The 19,386-nt window shown below is 36.7% G+C and carries 13 protein-coding genes, 1 other RNA gene and 3 pseudogenes; 6 read left to right on the top strand and 11 right to left on the bottom strand.

Features of this window, described 5'->3' with window-relative positions:
* Nucleotides 1-1,029: 1,029 nt before the first annotated feature.
* Nucleotides 1,030-1,608: a hypothetical protein gene (locus MHI04_RS17990; protein WP_036122920.1), complete on the top strand. Its 579-nt coding sequence runs from the start codon at nucleotides 1,030-1,032 to the stop codon at nucleotides 1,606-1,608.
* Nucleotides 1,609-2,644: 1,036 nt separating this feature from the next.
* A protein-coding gene (locus MHI04_RS17995; protein WP_342535067.1) for an IS3 family transposase occupies nucleotides 2,645-3,975 on the top strand; the annotation gives its coding sequence in 2 pieces (ribosomal slippage) (nucleotides 2,645-3,023 and nucleotides 3,023-3,975; 1,332 coding nt in all).
* Between the two features lie 256 nt (nucleotides 3,976-4,231).
* Here the strand turns inward: MHI04_RS17995 and MHI04_RS18000 are convergent.
* From MHI04_RS18000 to MHI04_RS18015, 4 genes are read right to left on the bottom strand one after another with little or no spacing between them, the layout of a single operon-like run.
* Nucleotides 4,232-7,432 carry a hypothetical protein gene (locus MHI04_RS18000; protein WP_342535068.1) on the bottom strand — a complete coding sequence of 1,067 codons (3,201 nt, stop codon included), beginning with the start codon at nucleotides 7,430-7,432 and terminating at the stop codon, nucleotides 4,232-4,234.
* Entirely contained in the window at nucleotides 7,429-8,100 is a 672-nt protein-coding gene (locus MHI04_RS18005) for a hypothetical protein (protein ID WP_330493715.1), read from the bottom strand. The genes MHI04_RS18000 and MHI04_RS18005 overlap by 4 nt, the downstream gene beginning before the upstream one ends.
* A complete protein-coding gene (locus tag MHI04_RS18010) occupies nucleotides 8,051-9,463 on the bottom strand; it encodes a hypothetical protein (RefSeq protein WP_342535069.1) in 1,413 nt (470 codons plus the stop codon). Before MHI04_RS18010 ends, MHI04_RS18005 begins: the two co-directional genes overlap by 50 nt.
* Nucleotides 9,445-10,626 (bottom strand): DUF2399 domain-containing protein, encoded by a 1,182-nt coding sequence (locus tag MHI04_RS18015; protein ID WP_342535070.1) that lies wholly within the window; start codon nucleotides 10,624-10,626, stop codon nucleotides 9,445-9,447. The genes MHI04_RS18010 and MHI04_RS18015 overlap by 19 nt, the downstream gene beginning before the upstream one ends.
* 378 nt (nucleotides 10,627-11,004) lie before the next feature.
* On the opposite strand from MHI04_RS18015, the gene MHI04_RS18020 reads away from it, so the two are divergent.
* From MHI04_RS18020 to MHI04_RS18030, 3 genes are all read left to right on the top strand, one after another.
* Nucleotides 11,005-11,562, top strand: a complete 558-nt coding sequence (locus MHI04_RS18020; RefSeq protein WP_342535071.1) for a helix-turn-helix domain-containing protein — start codon at nucleotides 11,005-11,007, stop codon at nucleotides 11,560-11,562.
* On the top strand, nucleotides 11,502-12,389 hold the full coding sequence (locus tag MHI04_RS18025) for an IS3 family transposase (RefSeq protein ID WP_342535784.1): 888 nt from the start codon (nucleotides 11,502-11,504) through the stop codon (nucleotides 12,387-12,389). The genes MHI04_RS18020 and MHI04_RS18025 overlap by 61 nt, the downstream gene beginning before the upstream one ends.
* A 258-nt stretch (nucleotides 12,390-12,647) precedes the next feature.
* Nucleotides 12,648-13,100 (top strand): hypothetical protein, encoded by a 453-nt coding sequence (locus tag MHI04_RS18030; protein WP_342535072.1) that lies wholly within the window; start codon nucleotides 12,648-12,650, stop codon nucleotides 13,098-13,100.
* A gap of 104 nt (nucleotides 13,101-13,204) precedes the next feature.
* Here the strand turns inward: MHI04_RS18030 and MHI04_RS18035 are convergent.
* The 3 genes and pseudogenes from MHI04_RS18035 to MHI04_RS18045 all read right to left on the bottom strand — a co-directional run.
* A pseudogene (locus tag MHI04_RS18035) lies at nucleotides 13,205-13,519 on the bottom strand (transposase); the annotation flags it as partial.
* A 208-nt stretch (nucleotides 13,520-13,727) separates the two neighbouring features.
* Nucleotides 13,728-14,308: pseudogene (locus tag MHI04_RS18040) on the bottom strand (IS1182-like element ISBsp5 family transposase); the annotation flags it as partial.
* Nucleotides 14,309-14,656: 348 nt separating this feature from the next.
* Nucleotides 14,657-14,806 (bottom strand): hypothetical protein, encoded by a 150-nt coding sequence (locus MHI04_RS18045; protein ID WP_186436198.1) that lies wholly within the window; start codon nucleotides 14,804-14,806, stop codon nucleotides 14,657-14,659.
* Between the two features lie 719 nt (nucleotides 14,807-15,525).
* Between MHI04_RS18045 and MHI04_RS18050 the strand changes: the two are divergent.
* Nucleotides 15,526-16,202, top strand: a pseudogene (locus tag MHI04_RS18050) (IS30 family transposase); the annotation flags it as partial.
* A gap of 146 nt (nucleotides 16,203-16,348) precedes the next feature.
* On the opposite strand, the gene tnpA reads toward MHI04_RS18050, so the two are convergent.
* From tnpA to smpB, 4 genes are all read right to left on the bottom strand, one after another.
* Nucleotides 16,349-16,822, bottom strand: a complete 474-nt coding sequence (tnpA, locus tag MHI04_RS18055; protein WP_036129052.1) for an IS200/IS605 family transposase — start codon at nucleotides 16,820-16,822, stop codon at nucleotides 16,349-16,351.
* A gap of 648 nt (nucleotides 16,823-17,470) precedes the next feature.
* Nucleotides 17,471-17,674, bottom strand: coding sequence for a hypothetical protein (locus MHI04_RS18060; RefSeq protein WP_342535073.1), 204 nt, complete (start codon nucleotides 17,672-17,674; stop codon nucleotides 17,471-17,473).
* Nucleotides 17,675-18,144: 470 nt separating this feature from the next.
* Nucleotides 18,145-18,500: a transfer-messenger RNA gene (ssrA, locus tag MHI04_RS18065) on the bottom strand.
* Nucleotides 18,501-18,854: 354 nt separating this feature from the next.
* The gene (smpB, locus tag MHI04_RS18070) at nucleotides 18,855-19,322 is read right to left on the bottom strand and encodes an SsrA-binding protein SmpB (protein ID WP_271910881.1); all 468 of its coding nucleotides are present in this window, start codon (nucleotides 19,320-19,322) and stop codon (nucleotides 18,855-18,857) included.
* Nucleotides 19,323-19,386 lie beyond the last annotated feature (64 nt).

The following is a 19,386-nucleotide window of genomic DNA, read 5'->3' on the forward strand; positions in this document are numbered from 1 at the left end:
TATAATTTACAATTTACATAGTAAATAATCATAAAATAACCAAAAACAATTTAAGTTTTCAAATATAGACCGCCCCCTAATATATAAGGAATTTTGATATTGTTAATAAGCTGAAATTATAATTAAAAAGTATGCGGTAATCGCAAATATTGACATAGAATTAGAAATTACAATGCATTGAGCTTTTTCTAATTGTCTTAAATCCTATTTAGAAAAAACTCCGCTTCAGCAATCCCTGTATATAGCTAGTAATAGGTATAAGTAAAAGTTTTCATCTAATCTATAAAGTTATTTTGTTTGACTTGGCATACTAGAAAACATATAGTGTTGAATCGTTGTTTATCCTTGATAAAGAAATCTTGTATACTCAATAAAAATTTCTTCTAAAGATCCATACACGTTATCTGTGGTCAATCAATAATTCAGGCGGATTATTGCTATCATTTAATTTTCAGTTTTTCATTTATCGTTTTTATAAAAGGCTACCTCAATATCTATTAATGTCAGAGGAGGGCTCGTTTAAATACCGACATCGCCACATTCTACCTACTAAAAATTTAAAAAAAACGGGGTTTCTTCATATCTTCGGCATTTACTTAAAGACTATCCATGCATTTGGATATTAAAACTAAACTGCTCTCTATACTCACACTACAGAAGAATTAGATAATTAGGGATAAGTTACCACTTAACTACCACTATAGTATATAATAATTTTATAAGTTAAGTTTTTATATTTAATGATGTAATGTGGTTTTATGCAAAATTAAACCAAAATGAGATGTTAAATAAAAGAACTTTTTATTAACAATATTAAAAGATGCATTTAAAAAATAAAGCCTTTAATTTACAATAAATGCCAATAAATATATTTAATGAAGCGTTTAGGTATGAATCTGATATTATGTTTTTCATCAACAATTAGGAATGCTTATTTTTGAAGTAAAATCCTATAAATTCGATCAAATAAAAGATGTATTTAGGGCAGAATGGTTATATTTCAAGGCATAATTTGGGGGTTATTGAAAAATGAAAAAGAATAACGTTTACAAAGTAATAATTGCAATTTTAACATCTATTATAGTGATGGCTATTGTAGTTATAGGGTATCTCTTATCAACCAATGGTTATCTTACAGAGAACAAACAAGAAAGTTTGAGCCCAGAAGGTGAAAATCCTGAGGTGATAGAAACCAAAGAGGTAGAAGCAGTTGAGGTAATAAACAAGCCAGCTACTGATAAATCTTGTCTATCACCTGAATACGCAATTGCTTTAGACGAAATGTATGCTAATTACCTTGAGTTTAAACGAGTGGCACTTAATGAAGGTGGATCACTAAATTTCGATAACGCAATCAACGCTTATAACGGCATCACACAGAACTTAGCTACATCGGTCCTTATAACTAAAAAAACGGCTTATGACAAAGAAGTATATAAAGTGGTGAACGAATGGGCTGTGGATGCTTCTAACGTCTCGAATGACATGCTGGGATTCATTCAAGGTACGCTGGAGCCGACTGACTTTAATTTAAATGTCTTCAGAGCTTCGTTTGATGATCTTGATAACTTCTATGGAAATAAACTGAAATGGGAGAATTGCCAATGACTATGATGTCGAGAAGTGAGTAACTCCTAATGATATATGCCCAGTTGGGAGGTCGAAAAATTATTCTCCGTCGCTGGTGAAGCGGTAGGATGTCTTAGCACAGTGAAGGATAATAATAAATATAGCGGTGATGGTTTTTATTGTTGAAACAGAGGAAATCAAAGCTAATGTTTAATAATATATGAACTATTAGAACAAGCTCTTTTTTAGACTTGTTCTTTTTATTTTTCTACAAACTCTAATTTGTCTATAAACACTATAAATAATATGATAAGTATGTAAGGTACTACTCACCTTACACTCTGTCTCTGTAAGCAGTACGGAGGAGGAATTACTTGGAGAGAAACTCCCAAATCAAAGAGTATACATTAAAAGATGGCGAAAAACGTTTTATGTTTAAGTTTTACCTTGGTACAAATTCATTAACTTGAGAGCCTTTAATTACTACTCGACGTAGCTTCAAATCATGTAAAGAAGTGCAAGATGCTATGAATCAGTTACAGCTCTAGACATACAGTGGCACATATAAACAACAACAATATGAAACTTATCAAGATATTTATAACATGTGGATTGAGCAGTATGAAGATAGCGTTGAAGAAAGAAAGTTTGTAAAAACTATCGATATTTTCAGAATCATATTTTACCTGCTATGGATGCTTATAATATTGCTACTTGTCAAATGTATGTAAATCAGTGGACAAAGAAGCTAAAGCGATTTCACATGGATTATTCCTATTCTGCAAAAGTTCTCGTTTATGCGATTTAACATGGCTACATTGATTAAAATCCTTTTACATTGGTTGAAATGTCTAAAAGCGCAAAAAGATCATTATGAAGAAGAATTTGAAAACTTCTATACAAAAACACAATATATAGTAAACTCTTTAAAACATAAAAACGCCCGTTTTGTATGTATGAACTGAACCCCGAATAGTGGACACTTAAAAAAAGTGGACCTATTCGGGGTTTTTTTATTTTCAACGTTTGAAAACCCCGTTATACTAACCATACCATTTATGAACGGGAGAACATCATGAGTAAAATAATTTTTAACGAACACCAACGCAGACAAATTGAAGCGAATCCAAATGTCGCCTCAGTATCCGACCGCTCAATTCAATATACAGCCGACTTTAAATTAAAAGCTGTCCAGGCAAATTTACAAGGAAAAGGTCCAGTCCAAATCTTCAGAGAAGCGGGATTTGACTTAGAGCTGATAGGAATTAAGAAAGCTAAAAGCGCAATTAGCCGTTGGAAGAAAACATATCAAACACATGGTAAGGAAGGTTTTTTAGAGGAACGTCGTGGAAAAGAGAGTACTGGTCGTCCACGCCTTGAAAACTTATCCGCAGAAAAGAAACTTGAGAAAGCGGAAGCGCGTATTCAACTGTTAGAGGCAGAGCTTCATCTGCTAAAAAAGCTCGACGAAATGGAAAGGCAGGCGAAAAAGAATCGTTTTTAACACCGAAAGAGAAATACCAAGCCATCAATGAAACAATTCGTTTCTATCAATTAAAAAAGATGACTCGTCATCTTTGTCAGGTAGCGAATGTCAGTCCAAGCGGCTATTATAAGTGGCTTCAAAATAGGGAGAAACACGCTTTACGTGAAGAAGCTGATTATCAAGATTACATCTTATTAAAATCAATTTATGATCAAGCGAAAGGGAAAATTGGTTATCGTGGATTTTATATGGCACTGATAGATGTGTTGGACACACCGATGAACCATAAAAAGATTCTTCGTCTGATGCGTAAGTTCAATTTATATGCGAAAGTACGTCGTGCGAATCCGTATCGTCTGTTAGAAAAAGCAACAGAGGCGCATCGCCGTATACCGAACCATTTAAACCGAGCATTTGAGCAAGAAGAGCCAGGAAAAGTATTCTTAACAGATATTACGTATCTGCAATATAGAGGTGGTCAAAGGGCGTATTTATCATGCGTGAAAGATGTCGCAACACGAGAAATTGTAGCATACGAATTATCTACTACGTTAAAGATGTCCCTTGTCTATAAGACGCTTGAAAAGTTAAAAACACATCTAGAGGGCAATCTTCATCCAGAAGCGCTGATTCACTCGGACCAAGGTATTCATTATACACACCCAGAATATCAGCAGCGTGTAAAAGAAATGGGACTTTTTCAATCAATGTCCCGCAGAGGAAATTGTCTTGATAATGCGCCAATGGAATCGTTTTTCGGTCATTTCAAAGATGAAGTAGACTATAAACAAGCAGAAAGTTTGGCAGAATTACACACAATAGTGATGGACTATATGAACCATTATAATCACACACGAAAGCAATGGACATTAAAAAGGATGGCTCCGGCAACTTACCGAAGCCATCTCATTGCGGCTTAACCTAAAACTACATCCCTTTTTATTAAACTGTCTACCAAATAGGGTTCAGTTCATTAGTATAAAATAGGCACCTCTATTTAATATTTAATTTAAAAATTTAGATCTAATCCCTGCATCACCTACCTTCAAGTATTTATGGTATGGGGCCCTTATCACAAATAACTATGTCAGTTCAATTAAATACGAAAAAGGTATGTTAAAAGTTTAGCAAACTTTAACACACCCTTATACAATCACTAATCAAAAGCAATTACATTCACTTCTTATTCTGTATCCCACGAATTGTACTTTTTGGAATCGTAGCATCATGTTCCACAATGAATACTTTCGAGAAGCAGTTGTAATACGTTTCATCATGTCCCTTTGGTGACACAATAATCAGTTTACGTTGTAGCTCTTCGGCATAGAGATTAAACACTTTATTTTTTCGCTCATCATCTAATGCGCTATCAAACTCATCGAGTACGATATAGCCTGGTGAAGTGGCTAAGTTTTGTAGTAGTGCGAGTGCAAAAAGGAGTGAACTTAGTGATTCCTCCCCACCTGATACACCTAGCCCCACCTTTCCACTACGAGCCTTCATACTCACATCTTCAAGCGCACCTTGATGCCCAATTTTACGCGCTTTAATATAAAGTCGGAAATTGACACGACCTGATTTATCTTCAATGCGTTCCTTTTCAACTTGCCCCTCAAATTGAAACAAATCCATATACTTTTGGAAAAGCGTATTGATTTTTATCAAGTGCATCGTAATCGTGGTTTCTAAACGGTCCTCTAGCTCATTTGCACGAATCGTATTGCTTTCAAGTAATTGCTCCGATTTCGCTAGATCAGCATTTTTCTTATCGAAATCAGCCTTTTGTTGATCATAATTTTGCTGGGCATTTTCGTTAATTTTTTCTAAGCGGGCATTGCGTAGCTCTGCTTTAGCCTGTTCAATTTCAGCCTGTAGCATTGTCAATGATAAGCTCATCATGAGTAGTTGTTCGTCTAGTTGCTGTGCTTCTTGTGGTAAAACCTGTTCAAGTTCAATTTTATCAAGCTCACAGCGACTTTTCATCGTTTCATCCAACTCCAGCTTTTCTTTAGCCTTTTGAATCGATAAATCATAACCTGTTATTTGACTTTCGACGATTTTTAAATCGCTTTCGAATAGTTGTTGCTGTTCACCAAGTTGTGATTGCTTGCGTTTTTGCTGATGATTTTCATGCTCTTTTGTCTCTTGTTCCTTAATAAGTTTTCGAATGTTTTGCTGCAAATATTTTCTTGTCCGCTCAATCCATTGTAGCTGCATTTGCTGCTCTGCAAAGGCACCGAGCTCCTCATGAATTTGCCATTGTTGCTTATAAACATTCTGATGATACTGTACATCAATTTGCTCGCCTTTCAGCTTTTCTAGTTGGATTTCAAGTATGGTTAGCTCATCATCAATATCTGACAATTTTTGCTCGACAAGCTCAAGCTGCTGCCTATAAGATGCATAATCCGCTTGTTTTAATAGAGTACTTTCGGCTAATTGGATCGTATGAAGATGACCTTGTAGCTGTTTCAACTGTTGTTGATTTTCTTCGTATTGTTGTTCTAAATATTGCTTCTCGTTCATTGTTTTTGTATATTTCTGTTGTACTTCCTGTAACAACTTTTCGATGGCCAAATCACTTAAAATATATTGAGCCGCTTCCTGTGCACCGCGAATACCGCGCGTATCATATAATAGACCTTGCTCGATTTTCGGGCTCTCTAAGAAAAATTGCTGCACCCACCAAAGTGCCTTATTCGCATAATTCTGCTGCTGTTCAGGTAAATCGCTACGAATTTGTAAGCCATACTCAGGTAGCTTCGAGATACTTTCAGTCGGCACAAGCTGTTGAAGTGATACATAATACAAATCATTGACTGGCTTATAATTTTTCCCAACATAAAAAATGGTATATTTAATCGCCTCCAGCTGCTTTTCTAACGCCAATGGAGCAGATGGCATAAGTTCGATCAACTCACGTAATGTATACGCCTCTAGCTGCTGCTGCTTTAAATGAAGTAGTCCCTGCTGCTGGCGTTTGGATACAACCTTTTTTTGTTCATACAGTGTCACTTTCTGTTCCAACATTTTTAATTCCATTGTAAGATGCTGTATCTGTTCAAAACCTTGCTCATTTTGCCGTGATAGAGTGTTAATTTGCTGCTCGATTTGCGCACTGCTTCCATATATTGCTTTGTGCTTTTCTGCATTTGTGATTTTTTCTTTTAGCTCTGATGAAGTGATTTCTAAACGGACTTTTTCTTGATCGAGCTCGCGTTGTTGATGGCGTAGTTGGCTGTGCTGATTACTGAGCCCACCTATTTGGTTTGTAATTGTAGCTAATTGTTCATTTATTTCTTCTAGCTTACGTTGTGTCGTTTCGGCATCAAAATGTAAATACTTTCGCTTTTCATCGATTTCTTCAAGCTGCTGCTCTAACTGCTGCTGCAAGGCTTGTTGCTGTGTGTCTTCATTTTCTTGCTGCTGTAAGTTATTGGTAATATCGATTAATTGCTGTGTCAATGTCGCAATATTCTCCGATAATTGTAATTTTTGTTGCTCTAGCCTTTCAATATTACTCTTTAATTGTTGCTGAGTAACCGTTAGTTTTTCCTTTTCCACTTGATATTTCGCCTTTTGCTCAGCCATCCTTTCCATTGAGGTGCTATAATACGTGATGATTTGATGGAGCAAGGTATAGTATTTTCGGCCGGATGTGAAAATACGTTTTTTGTTATCTAAATATTTATTGAGCTCGGTTTGAGCCGCATTTACACTTAATTCCGCACCTTTTTGAATACCCTTTAAATATTCAATTTCCGTGCGAACTTCTTTAATTTTTTCTAATGAATTTTCCCATTCCTTTTGCATGTCAGAAATCTCAAACATGTCACTAAATTTGCGGAAACGCTCTTCCGGGTACATCGCCGCAAATTGATTGACTTCTTGCTGATACCAAATTAAATAATAAACATCTGGTTCAATTTTATAGCGCACACGTAAATCCTCGCGATACGCCTTGAGTGTACGACCCGCTGTACCACCAGATGTATAGCGGGCATGAGATGTTAAATTAGCTGTATCTTGCCCATTTAACACCTCATACTCGCGCTGAATCGGGCTATTTTTCGTATCTTGATTAACTGTCAGCTGAAAGGCGATAAATTTAGGACCATCAATTTTCGTAGGTCCTTCATTTAAAAAGACGAGTGTTATACGTGCATACCAAGGGTCATTTACTTTTAAATTTGTTGAACGAAGTCCCTCTAATTCTACCTTCGAAGAATGTAGCACGGCACCAAGGCAAAATGTTAATGTCGATTTCCCTACACCATTTGGACCAGTAATTAAAATATGCTCGTCTGCTTCCCCAAAATCAATGTTTCGCGGTGAGTAGTCGCGAACACCATGAATTTTCAATTGATACGGGATCATTCGTTTTCCTCCTTGATATGTAGGTTATAACGATTGAAAAACTTCATTACTTCTTCTTTACTAAGCTGTGTTTCCTGGGCAAATTCCGTTGTACGTCGTAAAAATGATTCTGAAAACATATGTACTCCTATGGCTGTTAACATATATGCCTCTTCAGAGACGGATTCGTAGTCTGTAACCGCGCCAATTTTTTTCAGTTGGTCGATATTATTTTTTAATTTGCGATTGGCATTTAGCGATTCATGGCCAAAATCAACTAGGATTTGATGCAGCAGCGTAAATTCATGCCCGAGTACTTCTTGGTGATAAAACAAATACAACATAATCGCGAGTGCCTCACTGCTTAATGTTGATTTCGCATGTTTTGCCGTTACATGCATCATGACAATCACGCGGTCTCGACGATCATCATAAATAATACGGAAATAGCGACTTAACGCAGCATTTAAACGATTGATGAATGAATGGAAAGCATCATCATCTCCACTTTTAATGCCAAGCAACTTTTCTAAATCCTTCTTAGCTAAGCCGTAATTTGCCCCTTTGATCGATGCAGATGAAGAAAATAATAACTGCATAAATGCTAATTCTTCTTCGGTAGTTAAATAACCCTTTAAACTATTCATCATCATGAGGGTATTGTCGAACCGTGAATCGTTTGTCGTCATCGTCTATCCACTCCCATTGTTTTTCATAATCTTTCGTTTGTTCGATACGCTGCTGTTCAACCTTATTGTTACTAGTTAATGCGGAGACAGCTAATAATGAAAGAATGGCATCATGCCATCTATTTGAGCTTGATTCCACAATGAGCTCTTCCATTTCTGTTTCACCATGTTCACTTAAAAAATTTTCAATTCGCTCTGTATCAATTAGTGATTGGGTCATTTTCCATGAAACTTCCTCCAAGGCTTCTTTTATTGGACGAACATCCATTTCGGTCTCTTCATATTCAGGCTTAGGCTGATGAGAAATCGGCTTTTCTAGCTTCGGTTCATACGTTTGCAAATAATGGATGGCATCTGTAATATCCTGCGGACCAATTGGTGCAGCAAATTTTACAGGGACCCACAGGCCATCCATCGCCTCTTCTTCATATTGATTTTGTTCCATAAAACTTAAAATATCATGGGCTGTCGGGATATTCGGATTAGCTTCTGGTGAATGCATCGCCAAAATAAACTGGCGCACTTTTTCAGGTGAAATGGTGTTAGCGGTAGGTGTGAGCTGCATATTGACAAAGCGGATATATTTTGTAAGCAAGCTTAAGCTAAGAGAAGTCCCTTTTGAAATGGCAGCTGTTCCGCGGCGCATTAAATCGCTCATTTTCGTACTTTCTTCGACAGTGCCAAACTGTTGTAAGCGCTCATTTAATTTTGTTTCAAGCTCTTGCATTAGGTGATTAATTTTCTCCAACTGCGGTAAGGCATTGCGATCAGCAAGGAGTTCAAGCTGACGTTCCTCTAATTGCTTAATCGCCTCTTCCACATTGTAAATCATTGATGCGATTTTATTGCCTCCAGAAATCCCTTGGTCGTCGTAGGCGGCACTTATTTCGGCATCGCGTCTTGCTTGAAATAGCGAGCGACCAATATCATCCTGCATATAGTAAGCAAGTGCATCGTTTCCCATGCGAATTAATCCGTCCATTAAATTTTTCCCCCGGTCACGCATTTTAATTTGACGGCTCTGTTTGATTATCCAATTATTGCGTTCTAAAATTGTGAGCATTCTCGTAATTTGCGCTAATGTTGGCGGATCATTGTCCTGTAAATACGTAGACTGATATCGGTAGTACAGCACTTCTTCGTTATCAATAGCATCTTTAATGCCCAGAGAGGCCTCATTAATTAACTGAATGACATTTAAAAAACGAATGGTTTCGATTGGGGAATCGTACATTTTTTCGGTGCTCAATTCCTTTAAGACACCTGCTAATGATGCTAAATCACGCATTGACTTCATAAATTCTGCAGTTTGGTAATCGCTTGTAAAAATAGAAATCGGTGCTTTTATATCCATTTTATCCATTGTTCCACCCCTCCTAACTGCTGCTCCTGTTCATGTGCCTCTTGCACCTGGGCAGCATAGCTCTCGATTGAATGATACAGTTCATAATCTCGCCCAACAATTTTTACCGTTCCCTTAACTAAGGCGGCAGCATATTTAGCAATCGTGATACCTGCGCTATCGGTATCTGTCCAAATAATCGTTTGTTTAATAGCTGATTGCAGTAATTGCTCTATAAATTGTTTATGCGCAGAACGAATTTGTCCGTCTAAACAAACGATACAAGAATTCGTTTGCCGCAAAAATTCCGTCTCTACAGCCATACGTGTTAAAATAGCACGGTTTTCAACAAGCCATAATGTTGTACTTGTCGTTGTAAAAGGTGATGTTAAGACCGCATTATCCGTCGTCGCATGTACCGCGCCAATTACATACGTCGCAACACTGCTTTGTATATTACCAGTAAAATAAATTGGCACAATTTTTCCGATGCTTACAAGCCCATAAAGCGTCGGGTCAATCCGACTTTGCTCCAACTGCGCTAAAAAAGCCTCCCGCTCTTGATCAAATACTTTTGAACCTCCTATCTTATCGTGTAAGCTCGCGCCGATCTCCTTAAAATCAAATAGGTCCTTTTGCACAGATAACGCATAAAACGCTAAACAAAACTCAATATATTTCATTCTCTTTTGCACCGTCCACTGTTTAGGCAGCGCATTCCATTCAATCGCCTGTTGAAATATCTCTGGTAACGCTAGTTGCTCCGCCCTTTGCTGTAACGTCTGCATCTGTTGCTGTTGTTTTATGAACTGTTGCTGCTCGGATTTTTGTTGCGCTTCTATGTAAGCCGGGCCAATGCGGTAATAATCCTCCTTAACGCTAATGCCGTCCGTGTGATAACGAATTTCGCGCACAATCCAGCCCTGTTGTAGCCACTGTTGAATCGTGTCATTCGATTCATCTAACAGTCGCTTCGCATTTGGTGTGAATTTATAGGATGCTAATTTTTTAGGGAGAGGGGCAGTAAATGCTGTATGCATTGTCAACTTTAAATGCGCGACTTTACGAAATGTACGTGCCGTCTTTTTAACAATAGTCGCAACCATTAATTGCTCTTGCTGTTCTACCTTTTCAACCGACTCATCTTTTTTCAAAAAATACGATTGGATAAATGCCTCATGCATTGCGAAACCCTCCTCTACTTTGTGCCCTGCTTAGTAGTAGCGTACCATATGTTTTGATTATTGTGGGGAAAGGCATATGCCGCGCCACCATACCTGCGATGGTTATTAAGTAAATTGACTTGGGGGCACATGCTTAAGAATTATCTATTAACTGATGGCAACTTTTTGGACGCAGCCATTCCCTATTTCTAGATCTTAAATTTAATCTTATTATAATTCCTAGACTTAGCTATTTCATGAGAACTTTCATTTCCATTTAATGTAATGATCAACAGCTTGTACTGACGATGATTTGACCATAGAAAAACTGCACTCTTATTTTAGGTTGTGGTGCTGCACCCCAAAAGTTAGAGTAAAAAACTTTTGGGGTGTTTTTTTATGGCAAAATATAGCGATGAATTTAAGTTAAAGGTTGTGAAAGAGTATTTAACAGGAAAAATAGGTCTTAAACGATTAGCTAAAAAATATTCCATTCCATCTAATACAGCAATTAGAACATGGGTAGCTGCCTACAAAGCATATGGGAATAATGGTATTAAACGAAAAAGAAGTAAGGAAGTCTATTCTGTTCAATTTAAAGTAGATGTATTACACTTTATGAAACAAACAGGTGCTTCCTATCAAGAGACAGCGATTCAATTTAAGATGAACAATCCACGTTTAATCGCTAAATGGAACCAAAAATTTCTGGAAGAAGGGATAGAGGGCCTGCAAGAAGAAGCAAAGGGGCGCCCATCTATGTCGAAAAAATCAAAACCAACTAAACAAGAAAAAGAAATGTCACGTGAGGAGCAGTTAGAACGTGAAAATGAACTGCTTCGTCTAGAGGTGGCATACTTAAAAAAGTTGAAGGCTTTTCGAGAGAACCCGGAAGCATTCCTCGGAAAGCACAAGCAGTCATTGCCTTTGAACTCAAAGAAGAAGGATTCCGATTAAAAGACATTTTAATGCGTGTAGATATTCCAGAAGCTACGTATCATTATCACATCAAGCAACTGCATCAGGAAGATCCAGATAAGGGATGGCAAACGTTGATTTTAGAGACGTTTAAGAAACATGAAGGACGATATGGCTATCGTCGTATTCATACGGAGTTAAAAGCGCAAGGCTACATCATTAATCACAAAAAAGTACAGCGCATTATGCAGGAATTAGATTTGAAATGTGAGAAATTCGTCCGCAAGTCGCGCTATAAATCGTATAAAGGTACGGTTGGAAAAGTGGCGAAAAATCGTTTGAATCGCCGTTTCTATACGCCTTACGCCGTACAAAAATTGGTGACAGACGTAACTGAATTCAAATGTACAGATGATGAAAAACTATATCTGAGCCCAATTATGGACTTATATAACGGAGAGGTTATTGGGTTCAGTATGTCTAAACGGCCTACAATGGATTTTGTGCTGGACTCATTGAAACAAGCCCTTCCAGTCATTCGAGAACGTGCAGAATATCGAACAACAATCCATTCAGATCAAGGCTGGCACTATCAACATAATAAATGGGTGAAAACATTAAAGCAGAACAAGATTTTCCAAAGCATGTCTCGCAAAGCAACGTGTGCAGACAATGCAGCAATGGAAAACTTCTTTGGCTTACTCAAACAAGAAATGTATCACGGGGAAGAATTAGTCTCATATGACGTGTTAAAAAAGAAAATTGAAAAATATATCCACTACTATAACAACGAACGTATTAAACAAAAATTGGCCGGCATGAGTCCGGTAAAATACCGAACTCATGCCAGCCAATTAGCTGCATAAATAAAAACTCTAACTTTAAGGGGTCACTACCTGTGCCTAAAATAAGGTTGCAGTTCGATATAAAGGATTTTGAAAATGTTATAAAGAGAGAAGTCACAAAGTATATTGTCGTGGAGAGTATTCAATAGCAAACTCCCATTCCAACAATATAAATGTTTTCATACAAATCGAGGAAGAGAATTTCTTAACAAACTAGTGTAATTGCAATGATATTTTTAACATATACTCTTCCAACTATATGTGAAGAGAGGTAAGGAAATGGACGAAAAAGGGACTAGTGGCTTTATTATATTAGTCTATGCAATTGGATTGATTACTGCAGTTTTACTTTTATTATTATCTAATAAACTTTTTACTCCTCTTTTAATTGAAGTCAATTCTGGAAAATCAATTATTAACTTATTTTTTAACAAAGATGATCATTTAAATTTCACTTTAAACTTGATTGTTCCTTTATTACTACAAATAGTTGGAATAATCATTCTGGTAATTATTTTTTGGTGTTTAGTAAAAAGTATTTTTCTATGTGAAGATACTTCATCAATCAAAATTATTATGGGAATATTATCGTTGCTATTAATAGCTATGTTGATAAAAGCAATGATAGTTGTTTGGCCTATAATACAAATCACATTCTTATCTATCATTTGTTTTGTATTTATGATTGTGGTACTTGGCTCACTTATTAACTCCACTTCTAGCTCACAATAATTTACGAATTGACATCATCAAATAGAAGCAACATTGCTACGCCATTGAAATGGAAATAATTATCCAAAATAAAAATGAGTACGGTGCGAGGTCACCCCAGTAAATTTATATCTTGTGAGCGAACTAGAATCAATCTCATCATCTACTGGTGCCATCCCTAAGAAATATTTAAAAGCCATATCATATTTTAACGTTCAACTAAATCGACATCTGATAAATCATAAATGGCTTTCAGGAGTATATAATTGAACATACGAATGGATGGAATCGCATTTCGCCCTTATCCAAACAGTACTTTGATTTTAGTTGGTCTACTATCACTAAAAAATCTACCAGTTCATTGATTTGGCGAAGCATATTATCTTTTGGAATGATTACCATATCAGACTTAAGTTCAACGTTTCTTGTTTAGAAAACATAATCGAACAACCTTGAGCTTGTTTTCCTTTTATTATACTATTGAGAAGAAATTGAACGAACAGAAAAAGGGATTGGAAAATTAATTCTGTTTCTCCAATCCTTTTAATATTATGTTGTACTTTTTCAGTACCTTAGTGCAATACCGGACTCGTTTTATCCAAGCTTCTCAATGAAATAACCGTGTCTAACTTTTAGGAGTCTGTTCATCTCCGGGGGAAAGGGCTTTTTTCCGTGTTCTTCACGATCCATATTTAACTCTAATTGAAGCTTCTCTTCATAAGCTCGTGTTTCTTTTCGCACGACCTTTTTATCATACTTCCGTTTATTCGCACTCGCTTTCACATGCGTGGAATCAATAAATAGATGGTCTGCATGGAGGAGTCCCTGATGCATAATTTCTTTTAATATACGATAGAATATCTGTTCAAATATATCGGTGTCTTGAAAGCGACGGACATAATTTTTACCGAAGGGGAGAAATGCGGGACTTCTGTATGGAAGCCAAATCCTAAAAACCAGCGATACGCCATATTCGTTTCAATTTCTTTGATCGTTTGACGCATGGAGCGAATGCCAAAAACATATTGAATAAACGTCATTTTGAAGAGAACGACAGGATCAATACTTGGACGCCTATTAGGTGAATAGAGATGTTCTACTAAAGGATAGATAAATGAAAAATCAATAGCAGCCTCTAGTTTTCGCACTAAATGATCGTTGGGAACTAATTGATCAATCGTTAACATTTCTAATTGTTCACGTTCATTGGTTTGATTCTTCGTCATCATGGTTGATCACCTCAAAAGTTTACTTTTTATCAATAGATGAATAAGGCATTCTTTATGTAGAAGTTGATTGGAACGAAGGGCGGCGACTCCTGCGGGAAAAGCGGGAAAGTCGAGATCCTGGACTGAGCGGATGTTTTCTGTACGAAAGCGAAGCGACAGTAACGAAGCGAGGGAAGCAGCTCGACCCCGCCCGCGGAAAGCGTCCACCCGTAGTGGAAATCAACGGCTTTACTTTTTTACTTTATTTTATTGTAAAAGAAAAAAGACTGTAGGCAAACTCAAAATTCATCGAGTTTGTCTACAGTCTGAACATAGGGAGATATTAATCTTCCTATGTTTTCATTCATATTATTGATCGGTTTGTTCTTGCTTCTTTTTCAAATACTCTGCACGTATTTTCTCAAGTTGCTGCTTTTTATCGAATTTGGCAGGTTTGTGTTTTTCATGATACTTAGCCACAGCTGCCTTACCTTTGGTATCCAATTGATATTTCCCCACTTTGGTTCACCTACTTTTCCTGTCTTAAAGAAAATCTATTCAACAAATATAATATACCTTATTTTGCTGATGTATACATTTTTACTATATCGTTGTACCGCTTAACCTTAAATTCAGTAAAAACTTAGTAAATAATTCATAGCCAAATGTATTTAAAATATTTGTATCCATACATACACATTTCAGATGATGATACCTTTATTCTTTTTTATGTGACGTAAATCATAAAATTTCCGTTGAATAAACGATATAGTTTCCCGCATTAATACAAAAGAGCTTTTCGGGAAAATCCCATTCCAAATTAATATAAAACACCTAGATAAATCATAAAAGTTCATAAAATAGTGCTTCCGAAACTCCAAATTCAACTAGAATTTAAACTTTTGGAAGCATTATGTTTGATATTTTTTTTTTAGGAAATCTTATGGTTTAATCCACTTTGTAACCTAAATTTATTACTACTTCTCTCTAACCCTGCCTAATTTCTTCTTCCCAAAAAATACTTTTGTTACCTAATTCCCTTTGGATTTTCCCTATACTTGGTTAAAAACCTTGGTTATGTAGTGTAGTAGCAGCAACTTCTATTTCAGCTACAATTTTAGCTATTCTTATTTTTCTCAATTCAGATGAGTATGCTTTGTATCGCTTAACAATTTTTTCGCATAAATCTGGCGCATTCTTTCTAAGCATTTTTTTCGAAATAAGCTGTTCAAGAAAAGTTGCGGGATACTTGGTCACCTGAACAAATTGTCGGCCGCTTGTATCAAGGACATCTGCGTTTTAAAACCATCTATCGCTGGATTTAGGATGGTCTTTTAGAAGTGCCTATAACCGTTCTCCGTCAAAAAGGTAAGCGTCAAAAGCCCCGCGAAACAAGGGGTAGATTTAACATTGGTACACCAATTTCTAAACCCCAAAAGAAGTACATAAACGTGAAACCTTTGGACATTGGGAGTTAGATACAATTGTATCTGGACGTGGGAAAGCAAAAGGTTGTGTAGCAACATGTATTGAGCGAATGACACGGTGGTATGTTGGCTTTTTGATACCAAATCGCTCAAGAGCAGTACGTCTTCTTCATACTAAATTACCAAAAGGCACTATAAAAACAGCCACAACAGACAGAGGTAAAGAATTTAGCTGCTATAAAGTGTTAGAAAAAGACTTGAAAATTGATGTTTATTTTGCGGACGCATATTCTTCTTGGCAACGCGGAAGTAACGAAAATGGAAATGGATTACTTCGCGAATTCTTCCCTAAGCAAACAAATTTCGAAGAAGTATCACCAGAAGAACTTACAGAATCATTAAACTATATCAACAATCGACCAAGAAAATGTCTTGGTTGGAAAACTGCAAACGAAGCTTTTAATGAGCAATTGTTGCACTTAATTTGACAAATCATCGTATAAATCAGAACCACCAGTATAACTGGTGGTTTGCTCTGCGCGTGAAACGCTGGGGTACTGGCCCATGTCTAAAGACATTCTGAATGGTCTGCCAACCGCACTCCGTTTTCACACAAACCGCTAAAGCGGCTTACTTATTTTTTCTTTCTCTTGATTTCTTCTCCTGTGAATGGGTCAATGAATTCTTTCATCGTCATTTGATCTTGCAGGATATCTTCTTGTAATTGATTTTTTATATACTCTTGTATCTTTTTCTTATTTCGGCCGACTGTGTCCACATAGTATCCTCGACACCAGAATTGACGATTACCGTATTTATACTTTAAATTCGCATGTCGGTCGAAAATCATTAGACTACTCTTCCCTTTTAAATAACCCATGAACGCAGATACACTCAATTTCGGTGGAATACTTACCAACATATGAATGTGGTCAGGACAGGCTGTTGCCTCTATGATTTCTACATCTTTTCTTTCACATAATTGGCGCAATATTCTTCCAACATCTGCTTTAATTTGACCATAAATAATCTGCCTTCTATACTTTGGCGCAAAGACGATATGATACTTACAATTCCACGTTGTATGTGCTAAACTTTTATTATCCATTTATGGTGGCTCCTTTCGTACGAAGTCGGTTGACTAGACCTGACTTTATTGTACGTTTGGAGTTTTTTTATTGTCCATAGCTAAAAGCTTTCCGGAACCCCCTGCATAGCAGGGGGTTTTCAAAGCACACAAAAAAATAAAGCTGACTTTAATAAGCCAGCTTTACCCACCGTTTACTGTTTATTACCTCATGATTACAAAAATGTGCATAAGTAATATACTATGATTTTCTATTATTTATTCTTACAATTTGAACTCCAAATACAATTGAATTGTAATAAAAGTAATTAATACTATCACAATCCACAGGTTGTTAAGCCACTTTGAACCTGTTTTATTATTTATTTTTTTATAATGGATTAAATAAAGCTCAAACATCCAAAAAATCCAAATAAAAATATAAATGATATAAAAGTTTTGTTTTGTAGTAAATATTACTGTAAACATCATTAAAAATATACAATACAAAAATACTCTCATTGAAAGAAATTTTATCATTAAAAATTGAATTATAGGTTAGAGAACGCCTATATTTCCCCTTCTTTTTACTGTAGTAATCTTATCTATTCTACCAACCATTGAAATAACCATTTTTACGTTTTGCATCTCTTCGATCGAGATAATCAAATAGAATTTCACCTGGGCTACCTATATTTCAGTTGTATAAGTACCATCAGAATTGTTAAACGTTTTAGAAGTTTGCGTCCATTCTCCTACTACTTCAGTTTTTTCATTTCCTTTCGTATTTGTTTTGGGAGATTCTTTGGCAGCCACACTTGCAAAATTCCCAATAGGAATAAAGGGAAAGAACATTGCCAAAACAATCAATTGAATGAAAATTTTCTTTAGCAATTAGTTTCCTCCTAATAATTGTGATTTTTGAAACATTATCTATTATAGACAGACAATCACTTTTAAGGTGATGCTAAACTAGCTATTTTCAATAGTAAATTATGGATATAAATAGTCATAAAAACCTATCATCAATAACAAGAAAATAACTAAATCTTAAAGCCTTTTTGGTAAATAAACAACAGAATAAGATAATTGCAATATTGGCACTATTTTCACTTCAAAATAAAAATCCTGCAGTATATTACAGGGTTTTAACTCAATCTTCTTAGTTCCTTATCAGCTTCTCTACAAGCACATGGTCCCCTAATGAAAAAACACTTTCCTTTATCGAGGAGGGCGCCCGATTGCGGTATAGTTTTCAAAATCAAGCATAAAACTTCCAAAAATAAAATAAAGCATAAAGTTTCCAAACGGAAATTTTATGCTTTACGTCACACAACCACTCTAGACAACTCTAGAAAATATATGTATGGAGACGGCGGGAGTCGAACCCGCGTCCAAAGACTCCAATACTTCAGCTTCTACGCGTGTAGTTTGCCTATTTAGGATTCACGTAACATTATGCCGACAAACAGGCGTCCTGTACGCTAACCTGGAAATCTCTTGCCGATGACTCAGGTGGTACCATCGACCGTATCCCACTAAAGTTGGGCCCCACGTTCTCTACATGGGCGATAGAGAGGCAGAGCGCTTACGAGCTTACGCTGCGAAAGCTAAGTTTTGTTGTTTGCCAGTTATTATATAACTGTCGTTGATGACGGAGCCGAGCCCTCCGACGCGCGACTAAAGCTTGAACCATCCCTGTCGAATCCGTAACGTCCCCTTGATATATGAATCGAAGCGGTTGGGCTTCGTTCAAACAAAGAGCTAGAATTGCTTCTAGTACGGTGGGAGCTTAAAGTACGCTTCCATGAAATCTGGCAATCAGTAATACATATTATAAAACAAAACTAGCGATAGTTCAAGTATCCCGCTATTGTATAAAAAATTGGCTTAAATACCTAGTATATCCGCTAGATTGGGCTTTCTATCCATCACTTTTGTTGTTCTATCCACCACATTTCAATCTCTATCCATCGCTTTCGCCGTGCTATCCGCCTCGCCACTCACTACCACCGCACCACACACAACACCTAAAAAAACTCACCAACAACAAGGTGAGCTTTCTCGAAATCTATTAATATTGATTTTTTGATTTGAAGGTACGTTCCATTTCGCGTTTGGCTTCTTTTTTGCGCATGTCGTTACGTTTATCGTAGTCTTTTTTCCCTTTGCCGATGCCGATTAAAAGCTTGGCATAGCCGTCTTTGATGTACATTTTCAATGGAACAATTGTGTAACCGTCACGTTTTACGGCACCGACTAGCTCGCCGATTTGCTTTTTATGGAGCAGCAGCTTGCGGGCGCGCAGTGGGTCGTGATTGAAACGGTTGCCTTGATCGAAGGGGCTGACATGCATGTTGCTAATCCATGCTTCGCCATTGGTGATTCGGACATAGGAGTCCTTTAGTTGGGCCTTGCCTGCACGGATGGATTTGATTTCTGTGCCGGTTAGGACCATACCTGCTTCGATTGTTTCCTCAATAAAGTAATCATGTCCAGCTTTTTTGTTTTGTGCTAATACTTTTCCAGAACCTTTTGCCATATTCTTCACCCTCTACTTAAAGGTTGAGCATTAGCGAAAGTATCCTTACTTAGGACACTTTCGC

This window comes from Lysinibacillus sp. FSL K6-1151 (genome assembly GCF_038630755.1).
Taxonomy (GTDB): Bacteria; Bacillota; Bacilli; order Bacillales_A; family Planococcaceae; genus Lysinibacillus; species Lysinibacillus fusiformis_D.